The organism is Planococcus maritimus (assembly GCF_001687625.2).
Classification (GTDB): domain Bacteria; phylum Bacillota; class Bacilli; order Bacillales_A; family Planococcaceae; genus Planococcus; species Planococcus maritimus.
Genome location: NZ_CP016538.2, coordinates 1,909,808 through 1,925,809, shown reverse-complemented (window position 1 = coordinate 1,925,809; position 16,002 = coordinate 1,909,808). Strand labels below are relative to the sequence as shown.

The 16,002-nt window shown below is 46.9% G+C and carries 14 protein-coding genes; all 14 read left to right on the top strand.

Translation table 11 applies throughout. From position 1 onward, the window contains the following. Positions 1-162: 162 nt before the first annotated feature. On the top strand, positions 163-891 hold the full coding sequence (locus BBI11_RS09725) for a GntR family transcriptional regulator (protein WP_068462801.1): 729 nt from the start codon (positions 163-165) through the stop codon (positions 889-891). A gap of 46 nt (positions 892-937) precedes the next feature. Next, positions 938-2,017, top strand: a complete 1,080-nt coding sequence (locus BBI11_RS09720) for a BMP family lipoprotein (RefSeq protein WP_068462799.1) — start codon at positions 938-940, stop codon at positions 2,015-2,017. 166 nt (positions 2,018-2,183) lie between these two features. Further along, the gene (locus BBI11_RS09715; RefSeq protein ID WP_068462798.1) at positions 2,184-3,725 is read left to right on the top strand and encodes an ABC transporter ATP-binding protein; all 1,542 of its coding nucleotides are present in this window, start codon (positions 2,184-2,186) and stop codon (positions 3,723-3,725) included. Beyond that, positions 3,715-4,764, top strand: coding sequence for an ABC transporter permease (locus BBI11_RS09710; RefSeq protein ID WP_068462796.1), 1,050 nt, complete (start codon positions 3,715-3,717; stop codon positions 4,762-4,764). The genes BBI11_RS09715 and BBI11_RS09710 overlap by 11 nt, the downstream gene beginning before the upstream one ends. Position 4,765: 1 nt before the next feature. Next, positions 4,766-5,725 carry an ABC transporter permease gene (locus tag BBI11_RS09705; protein ID WP_068462794.1) on the top strand — a complete coding sequence of 320 codons (960 nt, stop codon included), beginning with the start codon at positions 4,766-4,768 and terminating at the stop codon, positions 5,723-5,725. 267 nt (positions 5,726-5,992) lie between these two features. Next, positions 5,993-7,267, top strand: coding sequence for an EF-P 5-aminopentanol modification-associated protein YfmF (gene yfmF / locus BBI11_RS09700; RefSeq protein ID WP_068462792.1), 1,275 nt, complete (start codon positions 5,993-5,995; stop codon positions 7,265-7,267). Continuing rightward, positions 7,260-8,561: an EF-P 5-aminopentanol modification-associated protein YfmH gene (yfmH, locus tag BBI11_RS09695; RefSeq protein WP_068462790.1), complete on the top strand. Its 1,302-nt coding sequence runs from the start codon at positions 7,260-7,262 to the stop codon at positions 8,559-8,561. Before yfmF ends, yfmH begins: the two co-directional genes overlap by 8 nt. Beyond that, positions 8,558-9,277 carry an elongation factor P 5-aminopentanone reductase gene (gene ymfI, locus BBI11_RS09690; protein WP_068462789.1) on the top strand — a complete coding sequence of 240 codons (720 nt, stop codon included), beginning with the start codon at positions 8,558-8,560 and terminating at the stop codon, positions 9,275-9,277. The genes yfmH and ymfI overlap by 4 nt, the downstream gene beginning before the upstream one ends. Before the next feature lie 87 nt (positions 9,278-9,364). After that, on the top strand, positions 9,365-10,165 hold the full coding sequence (locus BBI11_RS09685; RefSeq protein ID WP_068462786.1) for a YmfK family protein: 801 nt from the start codon (positions 9,365-9,367) through the stop codon (positions 10,163-10,165). Between the two features lie 17 nt (positions 10,166-10,182). Then, entirely contained in the window at positions 10,183-11,046 is an 864-nt protein-coding gene (locus BBI11_RS09680; RefSeq protein WP_068462785.1) for a helix-turn-helix domain-containing protein, read from the top strand. 49 nt (positions 11,047-11,095) lie between these two features. Then, entirely contained in the window at positions 11,096-11,674 is a 579-nt protein-coding gene (pgsA, locus tag BBI11_RS09675) for a CDP-diacylglycerol--glycerol-3-phosphate 3-phosphatidyltransferase (RefSeq protein WP_068462783.1), read from the top strand. A gap of 24 nt (positions 11,675-11,698) precedes the next feature. Then, positions 11,699-12,952, top strand: coding sequence for a competence/damage-inducible protein A (locus tag BBI11_RS09670; RefSeq protein ID WP_068462781.1), 1,254 nt, complete (start codon positions 11,699-11,701; stop codon positions 12,950-12,952). 175 nt (positions 12,953-13,127) lie between these two features. Then, on the top strand, positions 13,128-14,195 hold the full coding sequence (gene recA / locus BBI11_RS09665; RefSeq protein ID WP_068462779.1) for a recombinase RecA: 1,068 nt from the start codon (positions 13,128-13,130) through the stop codon (positions 14,193-14,195). Between the two features lie 227 nt (positions 14,196-14,422). After that, the gene (gene rny, locus BBI11_RS09660) at positions 14,423-15,982 is read left to right on the top strand and encodes a ribonuclease Y (protein WP_068462777.1); all 1,560 of its coding nucleotides are present in this window, start codon (positions 14,423-14,425) and stop codon (positions 15,980-15,982) included. Positions 15,983-16,002 lie beyond the last annotated feature (20 nt).

Here is a 16,002-nt window from a genome sequence, read left to right as displayed (position 1 = left end):
ATTTGTGACAAAATGTTTAGTATTTGAGAAAACTTGTTTAGGAAAATTCGCAGAATTCGACAAATTGCTATTTATTTCACTACTATTAAATGGTATAGTAATTCTGATTAGTAGGAATGTTTTACATCAGATGTCTGATCTCTGTCATGGGTGGTGAATCGTATGACAATCAAATCGGATCACCGTGCATTGTATCTTCAAGTGATCGATCGAATGAAGCAGGATATTGCTTCGGGTATTTACAAAGAGAAAGAGAAATTGCCCTCTGAATTCGAGTTATCAAAATCACTTGGAGTGAGCCGTGCGACTCTACGCGAGGCGTTGCGGCTGTTGGAAGAAGATAATGTCATCGTCAGACGTCACGGTGTCGGAACGTTTGTCAATTCGAAACCGGTCTTTTCATCGGGCATTGAGGAATTGACAAGCATCTCGGATATGATCCGACGGGCGGGAATGGAACCTGGAGTGGTCTACTTGAGCACTTCAGAGTCCATTTGTTCTGAAGAAGATGTTAACCGCTTTCATTGCAATCCGGATGATTCTGTCATTTCCATTGAACGCGTCCGAACGGCTAATGGGGAGCCTGTCGTTTATTGCATCGACAAAGTTCCATCTGTCTATATGCCTGAAGATTTTCTCGGACGCAAAGAAAGCTCCATTTTCTCGGCGCTTGAAGAATCCGGCGATATCCGTATCTCGTATGCGGTCACTTTTATTGACCCAACGGGATATCACGAAGAGGCATCGCCGATCCTTGAATGCGATCCGGAAACTGCATTGCTTGTATTAAAACAGCATCATTACGATGAGAACGATCGGCTGGTGCTGTATTCAAAGAACTACTTCCGGGCTGATAAATTCAGTTTCCATGTAGTTCGCAAACGTCTGTAAACATCTGATTCCTGCTATTATCAAAAAAACCTTGGGGGTTATTACATTGATTAAACGTAAATTTGGCGTAGGTTTATCATTAATGCTGGCGGCTGGCGTTCTTGCAGCATGCGGAAGCGACGAAGATACTTCAAACGGCGGCGAGTCTGCTGAAGGCGGAGAAGGCACTGAAGAAGCAAGCGATTTTTCTGTAGCGATGGTTACGGATGTTGGAGGCGTTGATGACAAATCCTTTAACCAATCTGCATGGGAAGGCGTTCAGCAATTCGGTGAAGAAAATGGCCTTGAAAAGGGCGACGGTGGGTTTGATTACCTCCAGTCCGCTTCCGACGCTGATTACAACACCAACTTGAATAACTTGATCCGCCGTGACTTCGATGTCGTTTTCGGAATCGGCTTCTTGATGGAAGGCGCTGTCAAAGAAATTGCTGAACAGCAGCCAGATGCACAAATTGCCATTATCGATGCAGTAGTAGAAGCTCCAAATGTTGCAAGCGTTTTGTTTAAAGAACAAGAAGGCGCGTTCCTTGCAGGCGTTGCAGCAGCATTGATGACAGAAACGGATAAAATCGGTTTTGTCGGAGGCATGGAAATTCCGGTTATCGAACGTTTCGAAGCTGGTTTCCTCGAAGGGGTAAAAGCTGTTGACGATTCAATCGAAGTCGATGTTCAATACACAGGTGCTTTTGATAAAGCAGAATTAGGTAAAACAACTGCTAACCGCATGTACAGTGCTGGAGCAGATATCATTTTCCACGCAGCAGGCGGAACTGGAAACGGCGTATTCACAGAAGCTAAAGAGCGCATCGATTCTAACCCTGATGAAAAAGTATGGGTTATCGGCGTTGATGCTGACCAATACGAAGAAGGACAAGCTGGCGATGTAAACGTTACATTGACATCTGTCTTGAAACGTGTCGACACAGCCGTAATCAATATTTCTGAGCAAGCCATGAACGGGGAATTCCCAGGTGGCGAAACGGTCACTTACGGTTTGTCTGATGATGGAGTGGCGCTTGCCGATTCACGCGGTGCGATCCCAGAAGATGTGATGAGCCAGATCGAAGAATTCAAAGAGAAAGTCATCAGCGGAGAAATCGAAGTTCCGGAAACACTTTCTGAATAAGCTGTAGTCAAATACGGTCATCATAAAGACCGGGTATCCGGTCTTTATGATTTTTTTTCGCCTATTTTTCGAAAGATTAATAGATGAAAGGTTTCTGACAAATAGAAGCCTTTCATGTATTAATTCATTTAAAAAGAAATAACCAGTCTCCGAGGGAGTGAGAATCGTGGAATATGTTATTGAAATGCTGAATATCCGCAAAGAGTTCGGGAATTTTGTCGCCAACGACAACATCACCTTGCAACTTGAAAAAGGCGAAATTCATGCACTGCTCGGTGAAAATGGAGCAGGGAAATCCACCTTGATGAATGTTTTGTTTGGGTTATACCAACCAGAAGGCGGAGAAATTCGCGTCAGAGGAAAAAAAGTAGACATTGCCAACCCAAATGTAGCGAACGATCTTGGCATCGGCATGGTGCACCAACATTTTATGCTCGTCGAGAATTTCAGTGTCACTGAAAACATTATCCTCGGCAGTGAGCCGACAAAGATGGGTGTTACCAATAAAAAAGATGCTGCCCAAAAAGTAGCGGAATTATCGGAACAATATGGACTCAATGTCGACCCTTACGCCATCATCGAAGACATTTCAGTCGGTATGCAGCAACGTGTGGAAATCCTTAAAACTTTATACCGCGGAGCAGAGATCTTGATTTTCGATGAGCCGACAGCTTCACTGACGCCACAGGAAATTACAGAACTGATCCAAATCATGAAGCGTTTGATCGCAGAAGGCAAATCGATCATTTTGATCACGCATAAATTGAAAGAGATCATGGACGTTTCAGACCGCGTGACGGTCATCCGTAAAGGGCAAGGCATCGGCACGGTGACGACTTCAGAAACCAACCCGAATGATTTGGCAGCCTTGATGGTCGGACGCCAAGTAACGTTTAAAACTGAAAAAGGTCCTGCATATCCGAAAGAAGAAACCTTAACAGTCCAAGATCTCGTTGTGGAAGACTACCGTGGCATCGCTAAGGTGAAAAACTTGAATCTGACCGTTCGCAAAGGTGAAATTGTCGGAATTGCGGGAATCGACGGAAACGGACAGTCAGAATTGATCGAAGCGATTACAGGACTCAGAAAAGTCAAGAGTGGAAAAGTGTTGATCCATGGCAAGGACGTCACTGGAATGAAACCGCGTAAAGTAACAGAATCTGGCGTTGGCCATATTCCGCAAGACCGTCACAAACATGGCTTAGTACTCGATTTTCCGATTGGGCATAACATCGCCTTGCAAACCTATTACCAAGCGCCAATCTCAAAATCCGGGATTATGGACTATAACAAGATTACAGAAAAAGCACAGCAGATCATTAAAGATTACGATGTGCGTACGCAAGGGCCTCATGAACCTGCACGGGCATTGTCCGGCGGAAATCAACAAAAAGCGATCATTGGCCGTGAAGTAGACCGCAATCCAGACTTGCTCATTGCAGCCCTTCCGACTCGCGGATTGGACGTGGGTGCCATCGAATTTATCCATAGCCGCTTGATTGAGCAGCGTGATAATGGCAAAGCGGTCTTATTGATTTCATTTGAATTGGACGAAGTCATGAACGTCTCCGACCGCATCGCTGTTATTCATGACGGCGAAATCGTCGATGTGGTGATTCCTGAAGAAACGACTGAACAACAACTGGGTCTTCTTATGGCGGGCCATGCGGAAAAAGACAAGAAAGGCGGGAAGCACAGTGTCGAATAGAGTGACCAATTTGCTGGTCCCGATCGTTTCCGTCGTGCTCGGCCTGATTGTCGGAGCAATTATTATGCTCGTCAGCGGCTATAGCCCGATTGAAGGCTATGCAGCATTATGGAACGGTATTTTTGGAGACCTTTACACCATCGGCGAAACACTTCGCCAAATCACACCTTATTTATTGGCTGGTCTAGCGGTCGCATTCGCTTTCCGCTCAGGGCTCTTTAACATTGGAGTAGAAGGGCAATTGATCGTCGGTTGGTTCGCTGCCGCTTATGTTGGCGTAGCGGTTGAATTGCCAAAAATCATTCATTTGCCGCTGGCGATTATCGCAGCAGCTGTGGCAGGAGCTTTATGGGGCTTTGTTCCAGGGCTATTGAAAGCCAAGTTCCGCGTGCACGAAGTTATCGTGACGATTATGATGAACTATATCGCGCTTCACGTAACGAACGCCTTGATCAAGACCGTTTCAGAAGGCGGAGACCGAACAGAGCGGATTTTCGCCAGTGCCTCTCTTCGTTCCGAGTTCTTGGAGAATTTGACGGAATTTTCCCGTCTGCACCTTGGATTATTGCTGGCACTCATCATGGTTGGTGTCATGTGGTTGATCTTGGAAAAAACGACGCTTGGCTTCGAGTTGAAAGCAGTTGGCTTTAACCAGAATGCTTCTGAATACGCTGGGATGAACGTTAACAAAAACATCATTCTTGCGATGGTCATTTCGGGTGCGTTTGCTGGGCTTGCCGGTGCAATGGAAGCTCTTGGGACATTTGAATATGTCTCGTCTAAAGGCGGTTTCACAGGAATTGGCTTTGATGGCATCGCGGTTGCACTTCTCGGCATGAATACGCCGCTTGGTGTCGTGTTCGGCGCAACCTTGTTCGGTTCCTTGAAATACGGGGCATTGAACATGCCGAATGCTGCGGGCATTCCGATTGAAATTGTTGAAATTGTCATTGCCGTTATTATTTTCTTTGTAGCATCTGGCTATATCATTCGTTTGCTGCTGCTCCGAGCGGCCGGCAAAAAGAAGGAGGCGAAGTGATATGAGCTTTATGGATATCCTATATTTCATCGTCCCTTCAGCGATTTTCTATGCAGCACCACTTATTTTGGTCGCAATCGGCGGGGTGTTTTCTGAACGCTCCGGCGTAGTTAATATCGGCCTCGAAGGCTTGATGGTTATCGGCGCATTTGTCGGGATTTTGTTCAACTTGCTGTTTGCGGACACATTCGGCGGAATGACGCCATGGCTGGCATTAATTGCCGCGATGGTGGCGGCGCTTCTATTATCGCTGCTGCACGCTGTTGCATCGATTTCTTTCCGTGCTGACCAAGTTGTATCTGGCGTGGCCATTAACTTATTGGCAATCGCCCTTGCGCTTTACTTAGTAAAAAGCATTTTCGACAAAGGCCAGACGGATTTCATCAGTGAGCGTTTTGCGCGCTATAACGTTCCGTTTTTGTCCGATATTCCGGTCATCGGCCCATTGTTCTTCACTTCGGTCTACAACACATCGTTTTTTGCGATTGGCGTTGCGGTCCTAGCGTGGTTTGTCATCTATAAGACGCCGTTCGGCTTGCGCTTGCGTGCGGTCGGCGAGCATCCAATGGCAGCTGACACGATGGGAATCAACGTAACAAGAATGCGTTATGTGGCGGTTATGATTTCCGGGGCTTTGGCTGGAATCGGCGGCGCAATCTACGCGCAAACGATTACTGGTGACTTCGGTCACTCGACGATCAACGGCCAAGGGTTCATGGCACTTGCCGCGATGATCTTTGGAAAATGGCATCCGCTTGGCGCGATGGGCGCAGCTTTGTTCTTTGGCTTCGCACAATCGCTGAGCATCGTCGGTTCCTCGATTCCTTATATTCAGGAAATACCGAATGTCTTCTTGTTGATCCTTCCTTACGTCTTAACGATTTTTGCATTAGCCGGCTTTATCGGCCGTGCCAATGCTCCAAAGGCGAACGGAAAACCGTATATCAAAGGACAACGTTAAAAAAACTGCGCCGCAAATCAGCGGCTTCAAAACCGGCGGGAAAGCTCCCGCCGGTTTTTTGATGGCAAAATCTAAGGGCTATGATAGGGCCTCGAGAAATTGCTTCATTAAAGAAACGGTGCTTGCATGGATTTTATGAAGAATCCGTAAAAACTGAAAAATCCCTTAATATTCGCCCGCTTTTTTCCAGTGGTGCCTCCTGTTTCATTGCAATTAAAGGAAAAAGTCCGGTATAGTTAGTGTAAGAATCACGAGAGGGGATCCAATATGTTTGAAACCAATAAGATTGCACAAGGCGTCAATGTTCATGTACATCAAACGACGCAATTCAAAACAATAAATTTTTCGATCCGCTTCAAGGACCGGCTTACCGTGAAAAATGCTTCAGAGCGCGCGATCCTGGCGAATGTATTGCAACACAGCAACGAAATATACCCATCCCATACGGCATTACGCATGGTGCTGGATGATTTATACGGAACATCACTATACATAGATTCCACCAAACGCGGAGACGACCACATCGTCAATTTAAATGTCGAAACCGTTAATGATCAATATTTGTCGGATAAAGGCGTTCTCGAAAAAGTATTGAATTTGATGTATATCGCTTTATTCAAGCCGAATTTAGAGAACGGACTGTTCAAGGAAAGCATTTTCAAGCGTGAACAAGAGTCCATCGTTCAGCGCATCGAATCTATAATTGACGATAAAACCCGCTACGCACAGCAGCGCATGATGGAACTCGGACTTCCGGACCATCCCGCTTCAATCAACTCCAACGGATCGATTGAACAGGTGAAACAAGTGACGAATGAATCGCTTGTCGCGGCATATAAAAATATGCTGGAAACAAATGAAGTAGAAATTTATGTGGTAGGGGATGTTGCGCCAGAAGTGATCACTTCCCATATCCGCGATTATTTCCGTTTTTCTAACCGTAAGCAATTGCCAGAAAAAACACAAAGCCAATTACAAACACCCGAGCAGTCACGCGTGCTGGAATACGAGGATATGAAACAAGGGAAATTACATATGATGTTCTTCACGCCGGTCACTTTCCGCGATGAGGATTTCCCGGTCATGCAAGTGCTGAACGGGGTTTTTGGCGGCTACGCGCATTCGAAGTTGTTTGCCAATATCCGTGAAAAAGAAAGCATGGCATATTATGTCTCAAGTTCTTATGCTTCACAATTCGGTTTGATGTTCGTCCTGGCCGGAATCGACCGCAAACTCGAAGAAAAAGCAGTGTCGTTGATTCTCGATCAATTGAATGAAATCAAACAAGGGCACATTACCGATACCGAAGTAGAGCAAACCAAGGCATTACTGAGCAACCAATTAAAAGAAGCGCTCGATTCGGCGAGAGGCCAAATCGACATTTACGATCAATACATGGAGCTCGCAGAAGATTTCGAACCTGCTTATTTGATTGAACGGTGGGAAAAAGTGACAAAAGAGCAGATTGCGCAGGCAGCGAAGAACATGAGCCTGCAATTGACGTATTTCTTGTCTGGCAAGGAGGATGCAAGCGATGAATAAAATGGAATTCACTCAACTTGAAGAAACACTGTATCACGAGGAGCTACCGAACGGCTTGACGGTTTACATCCTGCCGAAGCGAGGGTTCTCCAAAACATATGCAACCTTCACAACTAAATATGGCTCGATCGACAACCATTTCGTGCCAATGGGTGAAACAGAAGCGGTTCAAGTACCAGATGGCATCGCCCATTTTCTGGAGCATAAAATGTTCGAAAAAGAGGAAGGCGATGTCTTCCAAGAGTTCAGCAAAAACGGCGCTTCCGCGAACGCGTTCACATCATTTACGCGAACAGCGTATTTATTTTCAGCAACAGGGCGCATTCAGGAAAACGTCACGACCTTGCTGGATTTTGTTCAAAGCCCTTATTTCACTGAACAGACGGTAGAAAAGGAAAAAGGCATCATTGCACAAGAAATTACGATGTACGACGACCAGCCGGACTGGCGCTTGTATTTTGGCATGATTGAAAATCTCTACCAAAATCATCCGGTCAAAATCGATATCGCGGGTACGGTCGAATCCATCCAACACATCACTGCAGAGCATTTATACACGTGCTACCAAACGTTTTACCATCCGTCGAACATGACCTTGTTCATTGTTGGAAACGTTGAACCTGAAAGCATGATGCAATTTGTCAAAGACAACCAGGAAGCAAAAACATTCGATGCGCCCGCGCCGATTGAGCGCATTTTCCCAGACGAGCCGAAACAAGCAGCCGTGCAGGAACGAACACTTGAAATGGCAGTCCAAAAGCCGAAAGTGTTTGTCGGCATCAAACCCGAGCGACTCGATCTATACGGCCCTGAAATGCTCAAACACGAATTGTCCGCACAACTTGCATATGAATTATTATTTGGCAGAACCTCGAAGTTTTACCATGAATCATACGAAAGTGGCTGGATCGATGAATCGTATTCGTTCGATTATTCACTCGAAAGTGGGTTTGGCTACGCGCTCATCGGAACAGATACCAATCACCCTGAAACGTTTGCAGAAGAAGTCAAAAAAACAATTCACCAAGCGGTAGAGAAATGGCCATTCGGTCAAGAAGACTTGGACCGTGTGCGCCGCAAGAAAATCGGCTTTTTCATGCGCGCGTTGAATTCGCCTGAATACATCGCCAACCAGTTTACGCAATACGCGTTTAATGGCATGAATCTTTTTGATGTCGTACCGGTGCTTGAACAGATCGAAGTGGCTGATTTACAAGAGGCCTTCGCTGCGGTCAGTGCGGAAAGCCAACAATCTGTCTTTACGATTAAATCACCGGAAAAACAACAGGCATGAAACGGTTTGCCTTAATCCTGGGTGCTTCAGGAGGCATCGGCAGTGCCATCGCAAGACAAATGGCAGACGATGGCTGGTCGCTTTACCTTCATTACCATAAAACGGAACTGGCAGCATTTGCAGACGAGCTCAGCGGTCGTTATACAGAGCAGGAATTCGTCATCGTCCAGGGCGATTTCATGAAAGATGGCGGGGCACAGCAAGTGGCAGATCAAATCTTTGACTGTTCGTGTATCGTTTGCGCCAGTGGCCATGCTCTCTACAGCTTATTGGAAGACACCAGTCCCGCTGATTTTGACGCTTTATGGCGCGCCCACGTGAAGAATCCGATTGATACGGTGCGCTTCGTGTCCCCTTATTTCAGGAGACATGCGAAATCTTACGTCATTTTCATCGCTTCGATCTGGGGCGAGACCGGCGCCTCGATGGAAACGGCTTATTCGGCCGCAAAGGGTGCGCAACTGGCATTCACGAAGGCATATGCCAAGGAAATGGCGCCATCAGGCACACGTGTCAATGCGGTATCGCCGGGATTGATCCGCACGAAAATGAACAACGAGTTAACGGCCGAAGAATGGCGGGAACTCGAAGAAGAGATACCGCTTGGGGCAGGATCTCCTGAAGATATTGCCCATACTGTCTCATTTTTAACCAGCGGCAAAGCGGATTATATCACCGGCCAGACGATCCGCGTCAATGGCGGCTGGCTCATCTGAATGCGGTACCTTTTCATCATTGTTAATGTAGGCTATCATAAAGGCAATGGCGGAGAATGATGAATGCAGGGGAAGGGTGAGTGGAGCATGAAAGAATGGTATTTTGAATACGAGATTCAAGTAAACCGCCCGGGCTTACTCGGGGACATCGCATCGCTGCTTGGGATGCTGCGTGTCAATATTGTTACCATCAACGGCGTAGATCAGGGGAGGCGCGGAATGCTGCTGCGTGCAGAACATGACGTGCAGATCGAACGTTTCGAACAGATCCTATCGACGATCGAAACGATTGCGGTGACGAAATTCCGTGAACCGAAGTTGCGGGACATTCTCGCCGTACGGCATGGCAGGTATATTCAGCGAGATGCTGATGACCGTAAAACCTTCCGCTTCGTGCGGGATGAACTTGGCTTGCTCGTCGACTTCATGGCGGAGATTTTCAAACAGGAAGGCCATAAACTGGTCGGACTGCGGGGAATGCCGCGTGTTGGCAAGACTGAGTCGATTGTTGCTGCTAGCGTCAGTGCCAACAAAAAATGGATTTTCCTGTCATCAACCATGATCAAACAAACCGTCCGTAATCAATTGATGGGCGATGAACACAACGACAACAATATTTTCATCCTAGACGGCATCGTCACGAGGCGTTCAGCTGATGAGCGGCATCTTCAGCTTGTGCGGGAAATGATGCGCATGCCAAACATTAAAGTGGTCGAGCATCCGGATAAATTTGTTGAGCATTCCGAATACAGCATCGATGATTTCGATTACATTATTGAATTGCGCCATCATCCAGAAGAAAAAATCACGTATGAAGTATTGGAAAAAAACACGTTTATGGACAATAAAGACCAGATGGATATGTTCGGCGACGGGTTCAATTTTTAACCGGGCAGGTGAAGACGATGGGACAATTGGGCAACAAGCTGAAGCAGGCAAGGCTTGACCAAGGCCTGAGTCTCGAACAGCTCAATGAGAGAACGAAAATCCAAAAGCATCATTTAGAAGAAATCGAAACAGGGAATTATTCAGCCATTCCAGGCGCTTTTTATGTGCGTGCTTTTATTAAACGTTATGCGCAAGCGGTCGGTTTGGATGGCGAAGCTTTGTTAAGGGAGCATCAAGGTGAATTGCCTGAAGAGCAACCGCAAGCATCTCCTGCTGAGCATTTAACACGCAGGCCCGACAAGAAACAACGCAGCAACGGCTCCGTCTCGGAATCAATGCCGAAAGTATTGGTAGCATTATTCATTGTCTTCATTCTATTGGTCATTTGGTATTTCTATTTGCTCAGTACGTCAGGGAACAATCTGCAGCAAGAGGAAGAAGGCGGGGATGTGGAGTACGAGTCGCCGTCTGAACCGCAAGCAGAGCAACAGCCAGAAGCAGCGGAAGAAGAATCGCCTGCTGCAGAATCCGAAGAATCAACAGAACCGCAAGAACCGGAAGCCCAGCTGGAGCTAGAGAGCGTTTCGGGTGAAACAACGACTTATACGTTTTCTGGCCCATCCGATCGACAACTCGAGTTTTCGGCGGATGGCGCTTCTTGGCTGAGCGTTAAAGATGAAGGCGGTTCTGAATTATTGAGCCTCGCCCGCGTCTTTGAAGCAGGAGAAACAGAAGCCGTGGATCTATCGAATGAAACGGAAGTCTTTATGCGCATCGGGGATTATATGATGCTCACACTTGAACTGAACGGCGAAATCGTGCCGTACGAACAAGAGCGAAAACCGCAAAACATCATCATTCGTTTTGATGATGCTGAATAGCCATCACCTGATGGCTATTTTTCTGCAAGCATTGAAAGGAGAAAACCCAATGAATATACCAAATCAAATTACCATTTCTCGCATCTTGCTCATCCCGATTTTCATGGCATTCATGCTCATCGATTTCGGCTGGGGAGAAATCTCGCTTCTCGGAACGACGTTGCCTGTCGCCCATCTAATCGGGGCATTGATCTTTATTTTTGCATCCGCCACGGATTGGGTTGATGGCTATTATGCACGAAAATACAATTTAGTGACCACCTTCGGCAAGTTTCTGGACCCGCTAGCGGATAAACTTCTTGTTTCTGCAGCTTTGATCATACTGGTCGAGCTCGGATTCGCGCCGGCATGGGTCGTTATTGTTATCATCAGCCGCGAATTCGCGGTTACCGGATTGCGCTTAGTGCTAGCGGGTGAAGGAGAAGTCGTGGCAGCCGGAAATTTAGGCAAAATCAAAACGGTGACACAATTGATCGCGATTATTTCGCTCTTGCTTTACAATATGGTTTTCGCGCTAGTTGGCATTCCATTCGGCGAGATTATGCTCTATATCGCGCTGCTATTTACAGTTTGGTCCGGCTGGGATTATTTCTATGCCAACCGAAAAGGACTTATGACATCCAAATAAGCGCCACATGAAAGGAAGATCGTTATGAACGCTGAAATTATCGCAGTTGGCTCAGAGCTTCTGCTCGGCCAAATCACCAATACGAATGCCCGGTTCATATCCGGGCACCTTGCTGAAATTGGCATCAATGTTTATTACCATACCGTGGTGGGCGACAACCCAGAACGGTTGAAAGATTCAATTGCCATCGCCGAGTCCCGGGCAGATGTAATCATTTTTTCTGGCGGACTTGGACCAACAAAAGATGATTTAACGAAACAGACCATCGCTAATCACCTCGGGACGACGCTTTCCATGGACGATGCAGCGATGACATCGATTGCGGCATATTTCGATCGTGTCGGCCGCCCGATGACTGAAAACAACAAAAAGCAAGCGCTCGTGCTTGAGGGCAGCGATGTGCTAGCCAATGACAACGGCATGGCGCCGGGAATGATGTACCAAAACGGCGATCATCTCTATATGCTGCTGCCGGGACCGCCGCATGAGCTAGAGCCGATGTTCCAATTCGAAGCAAAACCGAAATTGGTGCGCATGCTCAATCAAGAAAATATCATTCTTTCACACGTACTGCGCTTTTATGGTATCGGGGAAGCGGAACTTGAAGACCGCCTGCAAGACATTTTAGATCAGCAAACCAACCCGACGATTGCCCCACTGGCTTCAGCTGGGGAAGTAACGCTGCGCATTACGGCAAAGACCGATACCACAGATGAGGCATGGAAATTGATCGGGGGCGCAAAAGAACAAATCTTAGAGCGTGTTGGCGACTATCTATACGGCTATGACGATGATTCTCTCGCGTCGAAAGCGATCGACTTATTGAAACAGCAGGGTAAAACGATTTCAGCAGCAGAAAGTTTGACTGCCGGGCTGTTTCAGTCGGAGCTCGCTTCTGTCTCTGGGGCAAGCGCCGTACTTAGTGGCGGAGTTGTCACTTATAACGAACAAATGAAAGTCCAGCAGCTCGGCATAGCGCCTGAGTTTTTTGACAAACATTCTGTTGTGAGTAAAGAAACGGCTGTAGTAATGGCAACGGCTGCTTTGGAAAAATTCGGTACAGATATTGCCGTGAGCCTTACCGGTGCGGCTGGACCCGATGCCCATGGTGAAGAACCGGTCGGCACGGTATGGATCGGCATTGCAAGCGATCAAGGCGCCGAGACTTACCGGCTTGAACTATCGGGCCTAAGAAACACCAACCGTATTCGCGCTGTAAAACTGGCGCTGCATTACCTGATACGAACACTAACAGATGAAGATGCACGCAAAATTTAATTTTGCGTGTTTTTATATGCCCATTTCAGGGGAATGAAAAGATAGCGAGGGTTAAATTCGGTAAACAATTATACGAACACGAATAAACGTTCGCTTTTTTCTTGTAAATTTCTCAATAAACTAGTATACTGAAATCAGTTAGAAAATTGGTTTTCACATAAGAGGAGGATTTCTTTTGAGCGATCGTAAAGCAGCGTTGGATATGGCGCTAAAACAAATAGAAAAGCAATTCGGTAAAGGTTCTGTCATGAAATTGGGTGAAAGTACGGGCCATAATGTCTCAACTGTTTCAAGTGGGTCATTGTCACTCGACATCGCACTCGGTATAGGCGGATATCCGCGCGGACGGGTCATTGAGATTTACGGACCTGAAAGTTCGGGTAAAACGACCGTCTCACTTCATGCTATTGCTGAAGTACAAGCTTCTGGCGGAACGGCTGCATTTATCGATGCAGAGCATGCACTTGACCCAGTCTATGCAAAAGCACTGGGCGTTAACTTGGATGAACTATTGTTGTCTCAGCCAGATACAGGCGAACAGGCACTTGAAATCGCAGAAGCGCTTGTGCGCAGTGGTGCAGTAGACATCGTTGTTATTGACTCGGTAGCGGCACTTGTGCCAAAAGCTGAAATCGAAGGTGAAATGGGCGACTCTCACGTCGGTTTGCAAGCTCGTCTCATGTCACAGGCTCTCCGTAAACTTTCGGGCGCCATCAACAAATCAAACACCATTGCTGTATTTATCAACCAAATCCGAGAAAAAGTTGGCGTAATGTTCGGTAATCCAGAAGTAACACCGGGTGGACGCGCATTGAAATTCTATTCCTCTGTCCGTCTTGAAGTGCGTCGTGCAGAAGCATTAAAATCTGGCAATGACATCATCGGTAACCGCACGAAGATCAAAGTCGTCAAAAACAAAGTAGCTCCGCCGTTCCGCACAGCGGAAGTTGACATTATGTACGGGCAAGGGATCTCGCGTGAAGGCGAAATCGTCGACCTTGGTGCAGACCTCGACATCGTCCAAAAAAGCGGTTCATGGTATTCTTATAACAACGAACGCGTTGGGCAAGGCCGTGAAAACGCTAAACAATTCATGCGTGAGCATGAAGGTATACGTAATGAGATCGCTGGCAAAGTCCGTGAACATTACGGTATGACAGCAGCATCTTATTCCGTATCTGTACCTAAAGACGACAAGAAAGAAGCAGAAGATTTCAACTTGCTTGTCGACGAAGAGGAATAGGTTCGCCTGTAACTTCATAAAGGCTTTCCGTAAAGACTGCGAAGCGAATGCTTCGCAGTCTTTTTACAAGCGAGGGCGCTGGTTTGGCAGGGTTGACAGGGCATAGGTCCATCTATACAATTAAAATTGTATTATTTACTAATTTTTAAACGAATGATGAAAGACAAAGAATGTATTGATTCATCCTTTGAAAATGTAAAAAATCAATAGCAAGAGGAGGTGTCCGAATGGGTATTACTGAGTTCATCTTCGCTTTGCTTGGTATCATCGTCGGTGTAGTTGTTGGGTATTTTGCATTGAAAAAGGCAAACGATTCCAAAATGGCAGGAGCCAAACATTCCGCAGAGCAAGTGGTCGAAGATGCAAAACGGGAAGCAGAGGCGCTGAAAAAAGAAGCCTTGCTGGAAGCGAAAGACGAAAATCATAAATTGCGTACTGAAGCTGAATCTGAAATTCGCGAACGCCGATCGGAAATGCAAAAACATGAAAATCGGTTGTTGCAAAGAGAAGAAAATTTGGATCGCAAGGATGATGCATTAAACAAACGCGAGGCCGGCCTTGAACGTAAGGATCAGGCACTTGCCGAAAAACAACAGCATATTGAACAGATGGGAAGCAAAGCTGAGGATTTGGTTCAGCAGCAACAGACCGAAATGGAACGGATTTCTTCTTTGACACGCGAAGAAGCGAAGAGCATCATCCTCGAGCAAGTGGAGAATGAGCTGTCGACAGATATCGCAGTCATGGTCAAAGAATCAGAAGCCCGCGCCAAAGAAGAATCGGACAAAAAAGCGAAGAACATCTTGTCATTGGCAATGCAGCGTTTTGCTGCAGACCATGTAGCGGAAACGACCGTGTCAGTAGTCAATTTACCGAATGATGAGATGAAAGGCCGCATCATCGGGCGCGAAGGACGCAATATCCGCACGCTCGAAACCTTGACAGGCATCGATTTAATTATTGATGATACACCTGAAGCGGTCATTCTTTCCGGATTTGATCCGATCCGCCGTGAAACAGCGCGTCTAGCACTTGAGAAATTGGTGTCTGACGGGCGCATCCATCCAGCGAGAATCGAGGAAATGGTCGAGAAGTCCAGACGTGAAGTCGATGAGCAAATTCGTGAAATTGGGGAACAAACCACATTTGACGTAGGTGTACATAACTTGCATCCAGACTTGATCAAAATACTCGGCCGACTCCGCTACCGTACAAGTTACGGGCAGAACGTCCTGAAACACTCAGTTGAAGTGGCGTTCCTGTCAGGCCTTATGGCAGCAGAGCTTGGAGAAGATGTAACCCTGGCAAGACGTGCAGGGCTTCTCCACGATATTGGGAAAGCCATCGACCATGAAGTCGAAGGCAGCCACGTGGAGATCGGTGTTGAACTTGGAACGAAATACAAAGAACATCCGGTTGTCATCAACAGCATCGCCTCTCACCATGGGGATACGGAAGCGACTTCGGTCATTTCGGTCATCGTCGCAGCAGCAGATGCACTTTCCGCTGCCCGTCCAGGTGCCAGAAGCGAAACGCTCGAGAACTACATCCGCCGGCTTGAAAAGCTGGAAGAGATTTCAGAGTCTTACGAAGGCGTCGAGAAGTCGTTCGCCATTCAAGCAGGACGTGAGATCCGGATCATGGTTCGCCCGGAACAGATTGATGATATGACAGCTCATCGCCTCGCGCGCGATATCCGCAAGCGCATCGAAGAAGAGTTGGATTATCCAGGACATATCAAAGTGACGGTCATCCGCGAAACGCGAGCCGTTGAATACGCAAAATAAAAAACGAAAAAGGCTTCGTT